The following is a 17,512-nucleotide window of genomic DNA, read 5'->3' as shown; positions in this document are numbered from 1 at the left end:
CGTCGACTGCGGGCCGTCGGTGGCGGATCGCGCAGTTCCCCGCGCCCCTGACGGGGCGCCGTGGTACCGAGTGACGAAGACCCGCCGGAGAACCCGGCATCACGCTCGCGATCGCCGGCCCCCGGCGCGACCAGGGCAGCCGGGAATTCTGGGCGGTGGCCGCTGTTGACGTGGGGGTGAGCCTTCGGATCTCGGTACTGGACCGCTCCCACACCCGCCGCGGCCGCCCGCCCGGCGAGGCGCTGCGCGAGACCGTACGGTTCGCGCAGCAGGCCGAGGCGCTGGGCTTCCACCGCTTCTGGGTCGCCGAGCACCACAGCGTGCCCGGGGTCGCCGGGTCCGCGCCCACCGTGCTCGCGGCGGCCGTCGCCGCCGCGACCTCGCGGATCCGGGTGGGCACGGGCGGCGTGATGCTGCCCAACCACCGCACGCTCGTGGTCGCCGAGCAGTTCGGGGTGCTGGAGTCGCTCTTCCCCGGGCGCATCGACATGGGCCTGGGGCGTTCCGTGGGCTTCACCGACGGCATCCGGCGGGCGCTGGGCACCGGCAAGGAGGCGATGGGGGACTTCGGCGCGCAGCTCGCCGAGCTGGCCGACTGGTTCACGGGCGACCCGCTGCCGTACGCCGGGGTGCACGCCCGTCCCGCCGAGGGCCTGCGGCTGCCGGTGTTCGTGCTCGCCAACGACGCCGGCGCCGACGTGGCCGCCCGCGCCGGTGCCGCGCTGGTGATCGGCGGGCTGAAGCGGGACGGTGCGGCGCTCGCCGCGATCGAGCGCTACCGCGAGGGCTTCCGGCCGTCGGTGTGGTGGCAGGAGCCCTACGTGGTCGTCGCCGGCAACGTCGCCGTGGCGGACACGCGCGAGGCGGCCCTGCGGCTGCTGATGCCGGAGGCGTGGGCGCTGGCCCGCTCCCGTACGCACGGGGTCTTCCCGCCGCTGGTGCCGGCCGAGGAGGTGGCGGCGCTGGAGATGACCGACCGCGAGCGGGAGTTGTACGAGTCCTCGCTCGCGGGTCACCTGCACGGTACGCAGGAGGAGGTGGCCGCCGCCCTCGCCGACCTGGTGCGGCGCACCGGGGCGGACGAGGTGCTGGTGACCACCGGTTCCTACGACAGGGCCGCGCTGCTGGACTCGTACGGCAGGCTGGCGCAGCTGGCCGGTTCGGCGGGCGGCGTCACAGCGCCTGGGCGGCCGGCTTCACCAGATCCCGTACCGTCTTGGACTTGACGAACTCGCCCATCGCCGTCATCTCCCACTCGCCGGAGAACTGGCGGATGAACTTGCACATCAGCACGCCCGTCGTCGGCTCCGAGCCGGTGAGGTCGAAGCGGACGAGCTCCTCGCCCGTCTGCGCGTCGAGCAGCCGGCAGTACGCCTTGGCGACCTCGGTGAACTTCTGGCCGGTGAAGGAGCTGACGGTGAAGACCAGGCCGGTGACCTCCGGCGGCAGGCCGCCCAGGTGCACGGTGATCGACTCGTCGTCGCCCGAGCCCTCGCCGGTGAGGTTGTCGCCGGAGTGCTGGACGGCACCGTTCAGGATCTGCAGGCGGCCGAAGTAGCAGGCGTCGATCATGTTGCGGTCGGGGCCGTAGGCGATGACCGAGGCGTCCAGGTCGATGGCCCGGCCGTTCCAGGCCGGCTCCCAGCCCAGGCCCATGCGCACCGAACGCATCAGCGGCTGACCGTTCTTGACGAGCGAGACCGTCTCGTTCTTGCGGAGGCTGACCCGGCCCTTGTCCAGGTTCACCTTGCCGGGTGCGGCGGGCGGCGCCGGGGGCGCCGCGGGGACCGGGGGGACGACAGGGGCCGCGGGCGCCGTGGGCGCCGTGGGGGCGACGGCCGCCGGGGCCGCCGGCTCCTCCACGCTCACGCCGAAGTCCGTGGCGATGCCGGCCAGCCCGTCGGCGTAGCCCTGCCCGACCGCCCGCACCTTCCACGCCCCGCCCCGCCGGTAGACCTCCACGATCACCAGAGCCGTCTCCGTCGCCAGCTGCGGCGGTGTGAAGGTGGCGATCACGGTGCCGTCGTCGGCGTTGCGCACGGTCGCCGTGGGCTCGATGCCGGCGAAGGTCGCCCCGGGGGCGTCCGGGCTGGCCGTGACCACGATCTTGTCGATCTCCGCGGGCACGGCCGTGGTGTCGACGGTGATCGCGTCGGGCGAGGAGCCGGAGGCGGCACGGTGGGTCACGCCCGGGCCGGTGGGCTGGTTGTAGAAGACGAAGTCGTCGTCGGAGCGCACCTTGCCGTTGGGAGCGAGCAGCAGGCCCGAAACGTCGAGCCGCACCGGGGCGGTGACGTCCACCGTCACGCGGGCGACGGAGAGCGGCAGGTTCGAGCCGGGTGTCATAGCGGTCATGACCCGGGTAACGCGCAAGGTCCCTTTACGGTTCCATGACCTGGGGAGCCGTCCGACAGGAATGCGCGCACCACAGGAATATCCGAACGCCGCCCGCTGCTGCATCCACCGTTCTGTGATCATGATGAACGGGGGAACGAACATGTCCGATGGAGACGGGATCGTCAGCCACGGCACCGTGGCCGAGGGGTTCGAGCCGGTGCGCGAGGCCTTCGAGGCCACGCTCGCCGAGGAGCGCGCGGGCCACTCCGCCCAGCTCGCCGCCTACGTCGACGGCCGTCAGGTCGTCGACCTGTGGGGCGGGCCGGAGATCACGGGGGACTCGCTCACCGGCGTCTTCTCCTCCACCAAGGGCGCCGCCCACCTCGCCGTCGCCCTCCTCGTGCAGGACGGGACCCTCGACCTGGACGCGGAAGTGCGCCACTACTGGCCCGAGTTCGCCGCCGCGGGCAAGGAACACGTCACCTTGCGGGACCTGCTCGCCCACCGCGCCGGCGTGGTCGGCGCCGACGGCGGCTTCACGCCCGAGGAGCACCTCGACGACCGCGTCGTGGCCGAGCGACTGGCCCGCCAGCGCCCGTACTGGCGGCCGGGCACGGCCTTCGGCTACCACGCCCTCGTCATCGGCGCGCTGACCGGCGAGGTGGTGCGCCGGGTCACCGGGTCGAGCATGCAGGAGTTCTACGACGAGCACATCCGTGCCCCGCACGACCTCGACTTCTACATGGGCCTGCCCGAGGAGCACGAGCACCGCTGGCTGAGCACCCAGCCCATGGACCCCACGCCCGAGCAGAAGCGGGCACTCGCCGCGAGCGGGGCCGGACCGCTCGGCCTGAAGGGCATCGCCTTCAACCTCAACCACCCCGAGCACCCCACCGTGCTGCAGGACGCGCCCAACTCCCGTGCCTTCCGCGCCGCCGGGCCCGCCTCCTTCGGCGGCGTCGCCTCCGCCCGCGGCATGGCCCGGATGTACGCGGCGGCCATCAGCGGCATCGACGGCAAGGCGCCCCTGCTCACCCCGGACACCGCCGCGCGGTTCGCGGAGGTCCACTCGGTCGGGCATGACCTGGTGCTCGGCATGTTCAACGCCTTCGGCCTGGGCTTCGGCGCCCTGTCCGTGGACACCTACCCCTTCCTCGGGGCACGGGCCTTCGGGCACAGCGGCGCCGCCGGCTCCCAGGCCCTCGCCGACCCGGCCACCGGCCTGGCCTACGCCTACAACCGCCGCCGCTGCGCCTTCCCCGGCGGTGCGGCGCCCGAGAACGCCGTCCTGATCAAGGCGGTGCACGACTGCGTCACCCGCCGCTGACGCCCCTCGCCCCGGCCGGTCACCGCTCGCCGGCCGGGGCGACGAAGCCGCTTTCGTAGGCGGCGATGACGGCCTGCGTGCGGTCGCGGACGCCGAGCTTGGCCAGGACGGCCGCCACGTGCGTCTTGACCGTGGCGGCACCCACCCCCAGGCGGTCGGCGATCTCGGCGTTGGTCATGCCGGCCGTCATCAGGCGCAGCACGTCCGCCTCCCGCTCCGAGAGCCTCTCCCGCAGGGCGGCCGCGCGCGCCCGCCGGGCGCCGCGCCCGGCGTGGGCGGCGGCCAGGTCCCGTACGGCGGCGGGGAACAGCAGCGAGTCGCCGTGCGCCACCAGGTGCAGGGCGCGCACGAGTTCGTCCGCGCCCGCGCGCTTGAGCAGGAAGCCGGTGGCGCCGGCGCGCAGCGCGTCGTAGACGTAGGAGTCGTTCTCGAACGTCGTCAGCACCACCACCCGCGGCGGGGCCTCCATGCCCGAGAGGATCAGTTCCGTGGCGCGGATGCCGTCGACCTCCGGCATCCGTACGTCCATGAGCACGACGTCGGGGCGCACCTCGCGGGCGAGCGAGACCGCCTCGGCGCCCGTCGTGGCCTCGCCGACGACCTCCAGCCCCGGCTCGGCGCCCAGGACGGCCCGCAGGGCGGTACGGACCAGGCGCTCGTCGTCCGCCAGCAGGACGCGCACCGGCCCCCCGCGCACCGGCCCCGCGCTCACCGGGCGTCCCCGCGCAGCGGCAGCCGCACCGCCAGCCGCCAGCCGTCCCCGTCCGCGCCCCACGAGGCGCTGCCGCGCAGCAGCCGGGCGCGCTCGGCGATACCGGGCAGGCCCCTCCCGCCGCCGCGGCGCCGGGAGGAGCCCGGCCCGAGCGGATTGGCCATGGTGACCTCCACATGGTCGTCGTCGGTGGTGATCAGCAGCCGGACGGGCACCGGGCCCGCGTGCCGCAGGGCGTTGGCGAGCCCCTCCTGCACGATGCGGTACGCCTCGCGGGAGACGTGCGGGGGCACGTTCCCCAGCCCGGCGGGCACGGTCGCCTCCACCGTGCCGCCGGCGGCACGGGTGCGCTCCAGCAGGCCGTCGAGGTCCGTCAGGCAGGGGGTGGGGGAGTGCTGCGCGGTGCCGTCCTCGCGCAGCAGGCCGAGGACGGTGTCGAGTTCGCCGACGGCCGCGCGGGTGGTCTCCTCGATCGCCTCCAGCGCCTGGCGGACGAAGGCGGGGTCGCTCTCCAGCAGCCGGCGCGCGGCGCCGGCCTGCAGCGTCACCGCACTGAGCGCGTGCCCGACCGAGTCGTGCAGTTCCCGCGCCAGCCGGTTGCGCAGGGCCAGTTCGCGGGCGCGCCGCTCGCTGGCCGCCAGCCGTTCGGCGGCGGTCGGGCCCAGCAGGACGGGCGCGCAGGCCGCCAGCAGCGCACCGACCGCCCACGAGGTGACGACGATCAGCGCCAGCAGCGCGGCCCCGGCCAGGGGCGCCAGCGCCGCGCCCGGCCCGTCGAAGACATGGAGCCACGCCACGTCGTGCGTCCGCCAGGGCCGGCCGAGGACCGGCAGTGCGAGCAGCACCAGGGCGGCCGGCGGTGCGGCCAGCGACATGCCGCTGACCAGGCCCCCAGCCAGTAGGTGCAGCGCGTACCACAGTGCCGTGCGCCCCCGTGCCGCCCAGGTGCGGGCCGGGCCCCCGGCCGGCCCGTCCGCCGGCAGCACGAGCAGCGCCCGCGCGGCACCGCCCTCCAGCGGCCGTGCGAGCGGGTGAAGGGCGGTGACGGCGGCCGGCGGCAGCGCAAGCAGGAGCGCCCCGAACTGCCAGCGGACGCTGGGGTTCATGAACACGTTGGTCGTCGGCAGGAACACCGACAGCACGGTGTTGGTCAGCAGGTAGTACGGCATGAGCAGGGCGCCGCCCAGCAGCAGGTGCACCCAGCGCAGCCGGGCACGGCGCCCCAGGAGGCCCGCCAGGGCGGCCCTCACCGCGTACGGGCCGGGGCCGCTGCCGTTCGCCGGGTGAAATACCGTGCGCCGGCGGCGAGCACCAGAAGTCCGATGATCACTTGGACAGCGTAGGTGACGAGCATCAGCGGGGTGGCCGCCCGCTCGTGCCGGTCCGTGGCGGTGAGCGCGGCGACGATCAGCCAGCCGCCCCAGCAGCTGAGCGCCGCCGAGGGAACGGCCGTGCACAACAGGGCCGTCCGCAGCCGCCAGCCGCCGCCGCGGCGCCGCAGGAACTGCAGCAGCCCGGCCGCGGCGGCCGCGGCGGCGAGCACGAAGGCGGCGTCCAGGACGGCGGCTTCGGCATGGCGGCCGGCGGCGATGTCCGCGGGCAGCCCGACCGTGGATCCGGTCGCCCACAGCAGGTGCACCACCAGCGGCAGCGGGGCCAGCGCCACCGCAGCCAGCGCCGGCAGCCGCTCGCCCCGGCCCCGGGCACGACGGCCCGCCTCCCCCGCGCGCCCGCGCCACAGGTGCCCCCAGCGGTCGCGGGCGTACAGCGCGAACAGGGCACCCAGGCACAGCCCCTGGGCGATGAAGCCGCCGTAGACGACGCGGAAGACCCAGTCGGCGAGGAACGGTTCGGCCGCCTTCGCCGGCGTCGCGCCGTGCCCGGCACCGACGGCGCGCAGCAGCAGCTGGGCGGGGAAACCCACCATGATCGGCGTCAGCAGCCCGGCCGCCCCGTACATCGGCAGCACCAGCAGCCACGCCGGCACCCGCGTGCCCCAGGGCCGCGTCAGCAGCAGGGCGAGCACGATCACGCACAGGTCCATCGCGACGGTGGCCGCGTTGATCGCGTTCAGCATCGCGCCGCCGGTCAGCAGCGGACTGCCGTCGGGGATCCCGGCCCGGCTGCCGCACAACCAGGCGACCTTGAGCGTCAGATAGGGAGCGCAGGCCAGGACGGCGACGGCCCGCAGCAGACGGCGGGCGGTGCCAGGGGCGCTGTGCCGGGACGGAGCGAGGACGTGCGTCATGCCACCCAGACTTCCGCGGCGCCGCAGCCGGCGCCTCGGCCCCGACGGCGGACCCGCTCCGCCGCGCGGCGGAGCTGCCCTCCTCCCGGCGAACGGGCCCGGCCGGGGGTGGCGCCCGGGGGCGGGGCGGCTCGTACAGTGCGTGCATGGCCTCCATGAACGACAGCGCGGCAGCGGCACCGGTGCTGCACATCAAGGGACGGATATTGACCGGTCCGGACCCCCTGAGCGGGGTGCGCGACGAGATGTGGGTGATCGGCGGACGGATCACCTACGACCGGCCGGCCGGCGCGCACGACGTCACCACCCTCCACGGCTGGGCCCTGCCCGGACTCGTCGACGCCCACTGCCACGTCGGGCTCGACGCCCACGGCGCCGTTGACGACTCGACCACGGAGAAGCAGGCCCTGACCGAACGGCACGCCGGGGCCCTGCTGCTGCGCGACGCCGGCACGCCCGCCGACACCCGCTGGATCGACGACCGCGAGGACCTGCCGCGCATCATCCGCGCCGGCCGCCACATCGCCCGCACCAAGCGCTACATCCGCAACTACGCCCATGAGATCGAGCCCGAGGACCTCGTCGCGTACGTGGCGCGCGAGGCCCGCCGGGGCGACGGCTGGGTCAAGCTCGTCGGCGACTGGATCGACCGCGAGACCGGCGACCTGGCCGCCTGCTGGCCCCGCGGCGCCGTCGAGGCCGCGATCGCCGAGGCGCACCGGCTCGGCGCGCGCGTCACCGCGCACTGCTTCGCCGAGGAGACCCTCGCCCCGCTGGTGGAGGCGGGCATCGACTGCATCGAGCACGCCACCGGACTGACCGAGGAGACCATCCCGCTCTTCGCCGAACGGGGCGTGGCCATCGTGCCGACCCTGGTCAACATCGCCACCTTCCCGCGGCTCGCGGACGGCGGCGAGAAGAAGTTCCCGCGCTGGGCCGACCACATGCGCCGCCTGCACGCCCGCCGCTACGACACCGTCGGCGCCGCCCACGACGCCGGCATCCCCGTCTACGTCGGCACCGACGCGGGCGGCGCGCTGCCGCACGGCCTGGTCGCCCAGGAGGTCGGCGAGCTCGTCAAGGCCGGCATCCCGCCCCTGGAGGCGCTGTCCGCCGCCTCGTGGGGAGCGCGCGCGTGGCTCGGCCGGCCGGGCCTGGAGGAGGGCGCCCCGGCCGACCTGGTGCTCTACGACGCCGACCCCCGCGCGGACGTACGGGTGCTGGGCGCGCCGCAGCGCGTGGTGCTGCGGGGGCGCGTGGTGCAGTAGCCCCTACGGGGCGCTGTGGTGCCCTAGGCGCTCCAGAGGGTGACCGTCAAATGAAACCCACCCTTTGGAGTGAACGGGCCCTGGATTGACGCGGGTTCACCCACACGGCACCCACCATGGCGAGGTCGATGCCGTCGGCGCGCGATGTCCCCCATTGGCGCGCCGGCGGCTCCTTGTCTCCCGTGGGGGTTCCACACACGTGTCCAGCACCACCAGCCCGTCCTTCGGCATGCCCGCACGCCGCCCGGCGGCCCTCCTCGCGCTCGTCCTCGGCGCGCTGACCCTCGGCGCCGCGCCCGCGCCCGCGCAGGCGACCGGGACGACCGGCGCCGCCGGCACCGCCGAAGCCACCGTCCTGCGCACCGGCCTCGACGTCGCCGTGCTCGGCCGGACCGCGCACGTACCCGTCGACGCCGTGCTCAACGACGTCCGCGCACCCGGCGACGCCACGAGGACCACGCTCGCCGTCAGCCTCGACGGCATCGAGGAGGGCCGCCCCGTCGGCATCCTGCGCGCCGACGCCGCCACCGCCCACGCCACCGCCGACCGCACGGCGGCCAAGGCCCGCGCCGAAGTCGCCGGCGCCGTCGTCCGCCTGCCCGGCCTGCCGGTCCGCCCCCTGCTGCAGGCCCGGCAGATCACCGCGGAAGCCGTGTGCGAGACCGGCCGCACCCCCGCCGCGAACGCCCACGTCCCCGGCAGCGTCTCGGTGCTCGGCAAGAAGGTCACCCTCACCGCGAACGGACCGACCGACGTCACCGTCCCGGGCGTCGGCCACGTGCGGCTGGCGCTCTCGCAGAGCACCACGACGACGCGCACCGCCGCGGCCACGGCACTCGACCTGGACGTCGCCGTCGACCCGCTGGCCCTGGGCGTGGCCAAGGTGACCGGCAAGGTGACACTGGCGCGGGCCACATGCAGCACGCCGGAGGCGCAGGCCCCGGACGTCAAGCCGCAGACGGCGGCCACGCGGGCGGCGTCCGCCGCGCCGGTGGGCAGGAACCTCGCGGAGACCGGGGGCAGTTCCACGACGCCGTACCTGCTGGGCGGGGCGGGACTGCTCGTCGCGGCGGGCGGCGCGGCGCTCATCGCAGCGCGCCGGCGCAAGGGCTAGCGCCCCGTCAGGGGCGCCCCGCAAGGGGCGCGGGGCAGTGACGATCTGCGGCTGCCGCCGCGCGGGCCTGCGGCACTTAGTCTGCGGGCGCGTCGTGGCTTGTCGCGCAGTTCCCCGCGCCCCTTTGGGGCGCCCCGTAAGGGGCGCGGGGAACTGCGCGATCGGCCACCGACGGCCCGCAGACGCGCCACCCCGAGGGCCCGGCTAGGACAAGGCCTGCTTCAGGGCCTCGATGAAGCGGTCCGTCGTCTCGCGGTCGCGGACCGCCAGACGCACGTACTCCGGGCCCAGGCCCGGAAACGTGTCGCCCCTGCGCACCGCGAAGCCCAGGGCGCGCAGGCGCAGCCGTACCGCCGCCGCGTTCGGCAGGCGTATCAGGACGAACGGGGCCGCCGCCGGGCCGACCGCCGCCACCTCGGCGAACTCCGCGAGCCGGGCCAGCAGGTGCGTCCGGTCGGCGGCGGTCTCCTGCGCCGCCCGCTCGGCCTCCGCGACCGCGAGGGCCGTGCTGCACGCCTCGGCGGCGGCCAGTGCCGGCGTCGACACCGGCCACAGCGGCTGCGCGCGTTCGAGGGCGGCCACCGTGTCCGGGGCCGCCAGGACGTACCCGATGCGCAGCCCCGCCAGACCCCACGTCTTGGTGAGGCTGCGCAGGACGACGAGCCCCGGCAGGTCCGTACGGCAGGCCAGCGACTCCCGCTCGCCCGGCACCGCGTCCATGAACGCCTCGTCCACCACCAGCGTCCGGCCCGGCCGGGCCAGCCGGGCCAGGTCGCGGGCCGGATGCAGCACGGAGGTGGGGTTGGTGGGATTGCCGACGACCACCAGGTCCGCGTCGGCCGGCACCGCCCGCGGGTCGAGACGGAAGCCGCCCGCGGCGTCCAGCACCACGCGCTCCACCGCGTGCCCCGCGTCCCGCAGCGCCGACTCCGGCTCCGTGAACTGCGGATGGACGACCACCGCCCGCCGCACCCGCAGCGCGCGGGCCAGCAGCACGAACGCCTCCGCCGCGCCGGCCGTCAGCAGCACCCGCTCCTCCGGCAGCCCGTGCCGTACGGCCACCGCGCGCCGCGCCGCCCGGCCGTCCGGGTACGCGGCGAGCGTGCCCAGCGAGTCGGCGATCCGCTCCCGCAGCCACTGCGGGGGCGTACCGGCGCGCACATTGACCGCCAGGTCGGTCAACTGCGCGCCCAGGCCGCGCACTTCGGCGTCCCCGTGATGGCGCAGGTCGAGGTCGGGGGCTGTTTCAGGGGATATGGGGTGCACGAGCGGATACGTTACCGGCGGGCGACGGCACAGGTCGCACGCGGTGACGTCCGCTTGCCGACGAGGAGGACGGCCCCCTGACCGGCGGCGGCGAGCGCCGCCGCCTCCGCCACGCCCGGGACGCCCACGGCGGCCAGTGCCGCCGGCGACGGCCGGCCCGGGCCGGGGCGGGCGGCCAGCGCGGCCGCCGGGTACGCGAGCAGCGGCACGCCGAGGTGCCGGGCGGCGGCCACGATGCCGGGTTCGTCCGCCTTGGCGTCGACGGTGGCCAGAGCGACGACGGCCGTCGCCCCGCCGGCCTCGCGGAGGGCACGCCCGATCAGTGCCAGCACCTCGTCGGCGCTCACGCCGCGGCGGGCGCCGACGCCGACGTACACGTCAGGCACGGGCGGCTGCGACGAGGCGGGCCGCCGTGCCGGGGGCTCCCGCCCAGTGGACGTGCAGGTACGAGGCGTGCACGGTGCCGCCGTGGACGAAGCCCTCGACCTGGCGGCGCGGGTGGGTGAACCCCCACGCCGGAGTCGCGCCGGCAGCCGGCTCGATCACCGTGCGGTGGAACTCGTGCCCGCGCACGCGGGTACCGGCGGCGGCGAGCGGACTGTCGGCCACGGCGACGGCCTCCCGGTAGCCGAGCGTCAGCCGCTCGGACATGCGCGCGTCGGCGGGCAGCACCCCGCACATGGGCCTGCCGTCCAGGGACCGGGCGAGATAGAGCAGGCCCGCGCACTCGGCGGCGATCGGCGCGCCCGAGCGGGCCAGCTCCGCCACGGCCTTGCGCAGGGGCTCGTTGGCGGAGAGCTCCGCCGCGTACATCTCGGGGAAGCCGCCGCCGATCACGAGGGCTCGCGTGCCGTCGGGGAGCGACTCGTCGCGCAGGGGATCGAAGGTGACGACCTGTGCGCCGGCGGCGGTGAGCAGCTCGGTGTGCTCGGCGTACGAGAACGTGAACGCGGCACCGCCGGCGACGGCGACGACCGGCCCCTTCGTACCCGGGTGCGGCCCGGTGGCGCTCCACGCCTCCTCCGCGAGCGGCGGGGCGCTGCGCGCCAGGGCCAGGAGGGCCTCCAGGTCGCAGCCCTGGCGTACCCTCGCCGCGAATTCCGCCACCGCGTCCACCGCATCGGCGTGCCGTTCCGCCACCGGCACCAGGCCCAGGTGGCGGGACGGGGTGTGGACCGCTCCGGCGCGCCGGACGGCGCCCAGCACCGGCACCCCGGCGCCGCCCAGCGCCTCGCGCAGCAGGTCCTCGTGGCGGTCGGAGGCGACCTTGTTGAGGATGACGCCCGCGACCCGTACCTCCGGGTCCCACGAGGCGAAGCCGTGCACCAGGGCCGCCACCGACCGCGACTGCGAGGACGCGTCGACGACGAGCACCACGGGGGCGCGCAGCAGTTTGGCCACGTGGGCGGTGGAGGCCATCTCGCCCTGGCCGGCGGCGCCGTCGAACAGGCCCATCACGCCCTCGACGACGGCGATGTCGCAGCCCGCGGCTCCGTGCAGGAACAGCGGGGCGACCCGCTCCGGCCCGCACAGGTACGCGTCGAGGTTGCGGCCCGGGCGGCCGGTGGCGAGCGCGTGGTAGCCGGGGTCGATGTAGTCCGGGCCGACCTTGTGGGGGGAGACGGCCAGGCCCGCGTCGGCGAAGGCCCGCATCAGCCCGGTGGCCACGGTGGTCTTGCCGCTGCCGGAGGCCGGGGCGGCGACGACCAGGCGGGGGACGCTCACCACTCGATGCCCCGCTGGCCCTTCTGGCCGGCGTCCATGGGGTGCTTGACCTTGGTCATGTCGGTGACCAGGTCGGCGGCGTCCAGGAGCTGCTGCGGCGCGTTGCGGCCGGTGATGACGACGTGCTGGGTGCCGGGCCGGTCGCGCAGGACCTCGACGACCTCGGCCACGTCCACCCAGCCCCAGTGGATGGGGTAGGCGAACTCGTCCAGCACGTACAGCTTGTACTTCTCCGCCGCCAGGTCGCGCTTGACCTGCTCCCAGCCCTCCTTGGCCTTCTCCTCGTTGCTGAGCTCGCTGTCGCGCTGGATCCAGGACCAGCCCTCGCCCATCTTGTGCCAGTCGACCGTGCCGCCCTCGCCGGAGGCGCCGAGCACGCGCAGCGCGTTCTCCTCGCCGACCTTCCACTTGGCGGACTTCACGAACTGGAAAACACCGATCGGCCAGCCCTGGTTCCAGGCCCGCAGGGCCAGCCCGAAGGCGGCCGTCGACTTGCCCTTGCCGGTGCCGGTGTGGACGAGGAGCAGCGGGCGGTTGCGGCGCTGGCGGGTGGTGAGCCCGTCGTCGGGAACGACGGTCGGCTGTCCCTTGGGCATCAGGCGGCCCTCCTGGTGTGGGTGTCGCGGACGGTGCGGACGAGCGCGGAGACGGTGTCCGCGCGCAGGTCGTCGAGGGTGACGACCGGGCCGCCGAGGGCCCGGCCGAGGTCGCCGGCGAGCCCCAGGCGCACCGGCCCGGCCTCGCAGTCCACGACCACCGAGGCCGTGCCCGCGGCGGCGAGCAGGCCGGCCGCGCGCCGGGCGCGCTGCACGGGCTCGGGGCCGCCGGTGGCCCGGCCGTCGGTGACCACGACGACCAGGGGGCGGCGCGAGGGGTCGCGCAGGCGCTCCACGCGCAGCACCTCGTGGGCCTGCAGCAGGCCCGCCGCCAGCGGGGTGCGGCCGCCGGTGGGCAGCTGCTGCAACCGGGCGGCGCCCGCCTCGACCGACGAGGTCGGCGGCAGCGCGAGCTCCGCCGCCCCGCCCCGGAAGGTGATCATGCCGACCTTGTCGCGGCGCTGGTAGGCGTCCATGAGCAGCGACAATACGGCGCCCTTGACGGCGCTCATCCGCTTGCGCGCGGCCATGGAGCCGGAGGCGTCGACGACGAACAGCACGAGGTTGCCCTCCCGGCCCTCGCGCACCGCCTCGCGCAGGTCGTCGCGGCGCACCACGAGCCCCCGCCCGGCGCGCCCGCGCGCCCGCTGGTGCGGGGCGGCGGCCTGCACGGTGGCGGCCAGGTGCAGCGCGGACAGCACGCGCCCGCGGGGGCGGCGCGCCCCCGTCGTACGCCCGTGCGCGGTCAGGGCGCGCGAGCGGCGCCCGTCGGCGCCCTCGCCGAGGCCGGGCACCGAGAACCGGCGGGTGCGGAAGGGGTCCGCGGCGGCCACGGCGGGGGCCTCGGCGGCCTCGCCGCCGCCGGCCGCCGGGGCGTCCTGCGGGCCGCCGTCCGGCGCCCGCTCCTCCCGCTCCTCCCGCTCTTCCCGCTGGGACGGTACGTCCGGGGTGACGGGGCCGTCGCTCCCGCCGTCGGGACCGCCACCGGGGCCGTCGTCCGGACCACCGCTCGGCCCGTCGTCCGGCCCCTCGGGCCCCTCCGGGCCGGGGTCGGGCTCGGGGTCCGGATCGGGCTCCGGCTCCGGCTCCGGGTCCTCGTCCTCGAACTGCGCGAGGATCTCGTCCAGTTTGGCCTCGTCCAGGCCCGGCGCGTCGAACGGCGCGCGCCGCCGCCGGTGGGGGAGCGCGAGCAGGGCCGCCTGCCGCACGTCCTCCGTCAGCACCCGGGTGCGCCCCGCCCACGCGGCCAGGGCCGCGGCCGTCCGCGCGGTGACGATGTCCGCGCGCATGCCGTCCACCTCGAAGCCGGCGCACACCGCCGCGATCCGGCGCAGCGCGCCGTCCCCGAGCCGGACGCCGGGCAGCAGCGCCCGGGCCGCGGCGAGGCGGGCGCGCAGCGCCTCCTCCTCGGCGGCCCACCGCCCGGCGAAGCCCGCGGGGTCCTCGTCGAAGGCCAGGCGCCGGCGCACGACCTCGACCCGCTCCTCGGTCTCGCGCGAGGCCGCGACCTCGACGGTCAGCCCGAAGCGGTCGAGGAGCTGCGGGCGCAGCTCGCCCTCCTCGGGGTTCATGGTGCCCACGAGCAGGAAGCGGGAGGCGTGCCGGACGGAGACGCCCTCGCGCTCGACGGAGGAGACACCGGTGGCCGCCGCGTCGAGGAGCGAGTCGACGAGATGATCCCCCAGGAGATTGACCTCGTCGACGTAGAGCACGCCCCGGTGGGCCGCGGCCAGCAGGCCGGGCTCGAACGCCTTGACGCCCTCGCCCAGGGCCCGCTCGATGTCGAGCGAGCCGACGAGCCGGTCCTCGGACGCGCCGACGGGCAACTCCACCATCCGCGCGGGGCGCACGGCACGGTCGGCGCCCGCGTGCGGCCCGTCCGGGCAGTGCGGGTCCGGTGCCGCCGGGTCGCAGGAGAACCGGCAGTCCGCGACGGTCTCCACCTCGGGCAGCAGCGCGGCGAGCGCCCTGACGGTGGTGGTCTTCGCGGTGCCCTTCTCGCCCCGCACCAGGACGCCGCCGATCGACGGCGAGATCGCGTTGAGCAGCAGACCCAGCCGCATGTCGGCCATGCCGACGACGGCGGTGAAGGGGTAGGTGGACGAGGACATCAGCGGTTGCCTCCCTGGAGGGAACGGGTCAGTGGCGGCGCCCCCGGCGGGATGAAGGGGGCGCCGGCCGGCACCCCGTCCTCGATGAGGCGCAGCAGCGCGTCCGTGTCCGCGTGTTCCTCGATCAGATCGCCGAGCCGGTCGAGCTGTTCCTCCCGCAGCGCGGCGAAGGACGTGCCGGGCGCCGGGACGAACGCCCGTCCCGCCGCGCGGGCGACCTCGCGCAGGAACGCCCGGCGGAAGCCGTCGCTCTCCAGCGAGCCGTGCCAGTGCGTGCCCCACACGGCGCCCACCCGGCAGCCGTCCAGGAACGGTTCGTCCCCGCCGCGTACGTCCGCCACGCCGTGGTGGATTTCGTACCCCTCCACGGGCTCGCCCAGGGCCTCGCCGACGGGCCGGGCCAGGGTCTTCTCCGCCGCGAACCGCACGTGCACCGGCAGCAGGCCCAGCCCCTCGACCGTGCCCGCCCGCGACTCGACCTCGTCGTCGATGCGCTCGCCCAGCAGCTGGAAGCCGCCGCAGATGCCCAGGACGGGGCGGCCCTCGGCCGCCCGCCGTACGAGGGCGTCGGCGAGCCCGCGTGTCCGCAGCCACGCCAGCGCCCGCACGGTGCCGCGCGTGCCGGGGACGACGACCAGGTCCGCGTCGGCGAGCTCCTCGGGGCGGTCCACGAACCGCACGACGACGCCCGGTTCGGCCGCCAGCGCGTCCACGTCCGTGAAGTTCGACATCAGCGGCACCGCGCACACGGCCACCCGCAGCACGTCCGCGCCGTGCGGGGCGGCGACCACCGACTCGCGGACGGCGCCGCGCAGCGACACCCGCAGGCCGTCCTCCTCGTCGATGCCCAGGCCGTGGGCGAACGGCAGTACGCCGAACGTCGCCCGGCCCGTCAGGTCCCGCAGCATCGCCAGCCCCGGCTCCAGCAGCGACACGTCGCCACGGAACTTGTTGACCACGTACCCCGCTATCAGCTCCTGGTCCTCGCGGGAGAGCAGCGCCGTCGTACCGAAGAAGGACGCGAACACCCCGCCCCGGTCGATGTCGCCGACCACGACCACGGGCAGCCGCGCGGCCTGGGCCAGGCCCATGTTGACGATGTCGGAGCGGCGCAGGTTGATCTCCGCCGGGCTGCCGGCGCCCTCGCAGATCACCGCGTCGTGCGTACGCCGCAGCTCGGCCAGGCACTCCGTGACCGTGGCGAACAACTGCTCCTGACGCCCCTGGTGGTAACCGCGGGCGCTCAGCTCGCCCACTGCTCTGCCCATCAGCACGACCTGGCTGCTGCGGTCGCTGCCGGGCTTGAGCAGCACCGGATTCATCAGCGCACTCGGCTCGACGCGCGCCGCGGCCGCCTGCATGGCCTGCGCACGCCCTATCTCCGCGCCCTCGCGCGTCACGAACGAATTGAGCGACATGTTCTGCGCCTTGAACGGCGCGACCTTGACGCCCTTGCGGGACAACCAGCGGCAGATGCCCGCCGTCACCACGCTCTTGCCCGCGTCCGAGGTGGTCCCGGCCACCAGCAGGCCCCCGCCCCGCGGTTGCGATGTCACCGGTTCCTCGCTTTCCCAGTCCTCGTCGTCCCGGCCTTCAGAAGGCTGCCCACAGCCCGGCCCCCGATCGCACAGCCCAGCGCCAGCAGCGACACCCGGCGCGAAAGGCGCACCGCGCGCTCGATGTCCCCGGTGCGCACGGCGCGCAGCTCCGCGCCCAGGACGGGCCGGTGCTCGACGCGGCCCCCGTACGCCAGCGTCCCGCCCAGACGCACCCCCAGCGCCCCCGCGAACGCCGCCTCGACCGGGCCGGCGTTGGGGCTCGGGTGACGGTGCGCGTCCCGCCGCGCCACCCGCGCGGCACCGCGCGGATCCGGCGCGGCGAGCACCGCCAGGGCCGCGGTCAGCCGCGCCCCCGGCCAGCCGACGACGTCGTCGAGCCGGGCCGACGCCCAGCCGAAGCGGCGGTGCCGCGGCGACTTGTGACCGACCATCGCGTCCAGCGTGTTCACCGCCCGGAAGCCCAGCAGACCGGGTACGCCCGCGAGCGCGCCCCACACCAGGGCGCCGACGACGGCGTCCGAGGTGTTCTCGGCCACCGACTCCACCACGGCACGGGCGATCTGCTGGGCGTCCAGCGACGACGGATCACGGCCGCACAGATGCGGCAACCGCTCCCGGGCCACCTCCAGATCGCCGGCGGCCAGCGCCCCGCCGATCGCCCGGGCCTCCCGGGCCAGCGACGTCCCACCGATCACCGCCCACGTGACGGCCGCCGTCAGGGCGACGTCCGCGCCCCGCCGGCCGCGCACCGCACGAGCCAGCAGCGCGGCGCCCGCCACGGTGGTACCGGTGCACACGGCGGCGTACAGCGCACCGCGTCCGCGGTCGTCGCGCCACAAGCGCTGCTCCAGGGCGTGGGCCGCACGCCCGAACGCGGCAACAGGGTGCCCCCTGCGGGGGTCACCGACAACCAGGTCGCCCAGGAATCCGAGGGCGGCGCCGCAGGCGAAACCGCGACAGGGCATGGCCGATGCGTGTCCTCACTCAGGGTCCTCGCCCTGGCTCGACGTGACCGGCGACCAGAGTCTCCTGGCTCCCGGATCCGCGTCGCCCCCGGCCTTCCGGCTCGCGCCGTGGCCCTGCGGGTGGGGGGACACTCCCCGGTGACAGTGGCGGGACCGCGCCGGATTCGCACCGGCTTCCTCTGCTGTCGCCGTTTGGCCCGGGCAGTCCACCATGGGCCTGGAAGGCCCGTCAACTCGCGGCCGGGGGCGGGGCCCTGCGGGCGGCCGAGCCCCTGACCCGCCCT

General features: G+C 75.9%; 15 protein-coding genes and 1 riboswitch. Of the genes, 4 read left to right on the top strand and 11 right to left on the bottom strand.

Annotated elements, in window-relative coordinates:
• Positions 1-155 precede the first annotated feature (155 nt).
• Positions 156-1,226 carry an MsnO8 family LLM class oxidoreductase gene (locus tag ABD361_RS21135; RefSeq protein WP_344436992.1) on the top strand — a complete coding sequence of 357 codons (1,071 nt, stop codon included), beginning with the start codon at positions 156-158 and terminating at the stop codon, positions 1,224-1,226.
• On the opposite strand, the gene ABD361_RS21130 is transcribed toward ABD361_RS21135, so the two are convergent.
• Positions 1,174-2,355, bottom strand: a complete 1,182-nt coding sequence (locus tag ABD361_RS21130; protein WP_344436991.1) for a TerD family protein — start codon at positions 2,353-2,355, stop codon at positions 1,174-1,176. The genes ABD361_RS21135 and ABD361_RS21130 overlap by 53 nt on opposite strands.
• Before the next feature lie 142 nt (positions 2,356-2,497).
• On the opposite strand from ABD361_RS21130, the gene ABD361_RS21125 reads away from it, so the two are divergent.
• A complete protein-coding gene (locus ABD361_RS21125) occupies positions 2,498-3,664 on the top strand; it encodes a serine hydrolase domain-containing protein (protein WP_344436990.1) in 1,167 nt (388 codons plus the stop codon).
• Positions 3,665-3,683: 19 nt separating this feature from the next.
• Here ABD361_RS21125 and ABD361_RS21120 read toward each other — a convergent pair whose 3' ends face one another.
• Genes ABD361_RS21120 through ABD361_RS21110 form a run of 3 tightly spaced genes read right to left on the bottom strand, consistent with a single transcriptional unit; the run spans position 3,684 to position 6,624 of the window.
• Positions 3,684-4,376, bottom strand: a complete 693-nt coding sequence (locus ABD361_RS21120; RefSeq protein ID WP_425583280.1) for a response regulator transcription factor — start codon at positions 4,374-4,376, stop codon at positions 3,684-3,686.
• Positions 4,373-5,626 carry a sensor histidine kinase gene (locus tag ABD361_RS21115; protein WP_344436989.1) on the bottom strand — a complete coding sequence of 418 codons (1,254 nt, stop codon included), beginning with the start codon at positions 5,624-5,626 and terminating at the stop codon, positions 4,373-4,375. The genes ABD361_RS21120 and ABD361_RS21115 overlap by 4 nt, the downstream gene beginning before the upstream one ends.
• Positions 5,623-6,624, bottom strand: coding sequence for a hypothetical protein (locus tag ABD361_RS21110; protein ID WP_344436988.1), 1,002 nt, complete (start codon positions 6,622-6,624; stop codon positions 5,623-5,625). Before ABD361_RS21110 ends, ABD361_RS21115 begins: the two co-directional genes overlap by 4 nt.
• A 155-nt stretch (positions 6,625-6,779) precedes the next feature.
• Here ABD361_RS21110 and ABD361_RS21105 point away from each other — a divergent pair, with 155 nt between their 5' ends.
• Together ABD361_RS21105 and ABD361_RS21100 are read left to right on the top strand one after the other, a co-directional pair.
• Positions 6,780-7,892 carry an amidohydrolase family protein gene (locus tag ABD361_RS21105; protein ID WP_344437084.1) on the top strand — a complete coding sequence of 371 codons (1,113 nt, stop codon included), beginning with the start codon at positions 6,780-6,782 and terminating at the stop codon, positions 7,890-7,892.
• Between the two features lie 199 nt (positions 7,893-8,091).
• Complete coding sequence (locus tag ABD361_RS21100) at positions 8,092-9,006, top strand: SCO1860 family LAETG-anchored protein (protein WP_344436987.1); 915 nt, start codon at positions 8,092-8,094, stop codon at positions 9,004-9,006.
• Positions 9,007-9,210: 204 nt separating this feature from the next.
• On the opposite strand, the gene cobC is transcribed toward ABD361_RS21100, so the two are convergent.
• Genes cobC through ABD361_RS21065 form a run of 7 tightly spaced genes read right to left on the bottom strand, consistent with a single transcriptional unit; the run spans position 9,211 to position 17,228 of the window.
• Positions 9,211-10,272, bottom strand: a complete 1,062-nt coding sequence (gene cobC, locus ABD361_RS21095; RefSeq protein ID WP_344436986.1) for an Rv2231c family histidinol phosphate aminotransferase CobC — start codon at positions 10,270-10,272, stop codon at positions 9,211-9,213.
• A gap of 11 nt (positions 10,273-10,283) precedes the next feature.
• On the bottom strand, positions 10,284-10,658 hold the full coding sequence (locus ABD361_RS21090; RefSeq protein ID WP_344436985.1) for a cobalamin biosynthesis protein: 375 nt from the start codon (positions 10,656-10,658) through the stop codon (positions 10,284-10,286).
• Positions 10,651-12,000 carry a cobyrinic acid a,c-diamide synthase CobB gene (locus tag ABD361_RS21085; protein ID WP_344436984.1) on the bottom strand — a complete coding sequence of 450 codons (1,350 nt, stop codon included), beginning with the start codon at positions 11,998-12,000 and terminating at the stop codon, positions 10,651-10,653. The genes ABD361_RS21090 and ABD361_RS21085 overlap by 8 nt, the downstream gene beginning before the upstream one ends.
• Positions 11,994-12,593 carry a cob(I)yrinic acid a,c-diamide adenosyltransferase gene (gene cobO / locus ABD361_RS21080; RefSeq protein WP_344436983.1) on the bottom strand — a complete coding sequence of 200 codons (600 nt, stop codon included), beginning with the start codon at positions 12,591-12,593 and terminating at the stop codon, positions 11,994-11,996. Before cobO ends, ABD361_RS21085 begins: the two co-directional genes overlap by 7 nt.
• Positions 12,593-14,704: a putative cobaltochelatase gene (locus tag ABD361_RS21075; RefSeq protein WP_344436982.1), complete on the bottom strand. Its 2,112-nt coding sequence runs from the start codon at positions 14,702-14,704 to the stop codon at positions 12,593-12,595. Before ABD361_RS21075 ends, cobO begins: the two co-directional genes overlap by 1 nt.
• Positions 14,704-16,260 carry a cobyric acid synthase gene (locus tag ABD361_RS21070; protein WP_344436981.1) on the bottom strand — a complete coding sequence of 519 codons (1,557 nt, stop codon included), beginning with the start codon at positions 16,258-16,260 and terminating at the stop codon, positions 14,704-14,706. Before ABD361_RS21070 ends, ABD361_RS21075 begins: the two co-directional genes overlap by 1 nt.
• Entirely contained in the window at positions 16,257-17,228 is a 972-nt protein-coding gene (locus ABD361_RS21065) for a cobalamin biosynthesis protein (RefSeq protein WP_344436980.1), read from the bottom strand. Before ABD361_RS21065 ends, ABD361_RS21070 begins: the two co-directional genes overlap by 4 nt.
• 58 nt (positions 17,229-17,286) lie before the next feature.
• Positions 17,287-17,407, bottom strand: a riboswitch (cobalamin riboswitch).
• Between the last annotated feature and the right edge of the window lie 105 nt (positions 17,408-17,512).

Origin of the sequence: Streptomyces luteosporeus, from assembly GCF_039532865.1 — a bacterium.
Classification (GTDB): domain Bacteria; phylum Actinomycetota; class Actinomycetes; order Streptomycetales; family Streptomycetaceae; genus Streptomyces; species Streptomyces luteosporeus.
The sequence above is the reverse complement of the archived record's forward strand: the minus strand, read 5'-3'. Positions and strand labels throughout refer to the sequence as shown.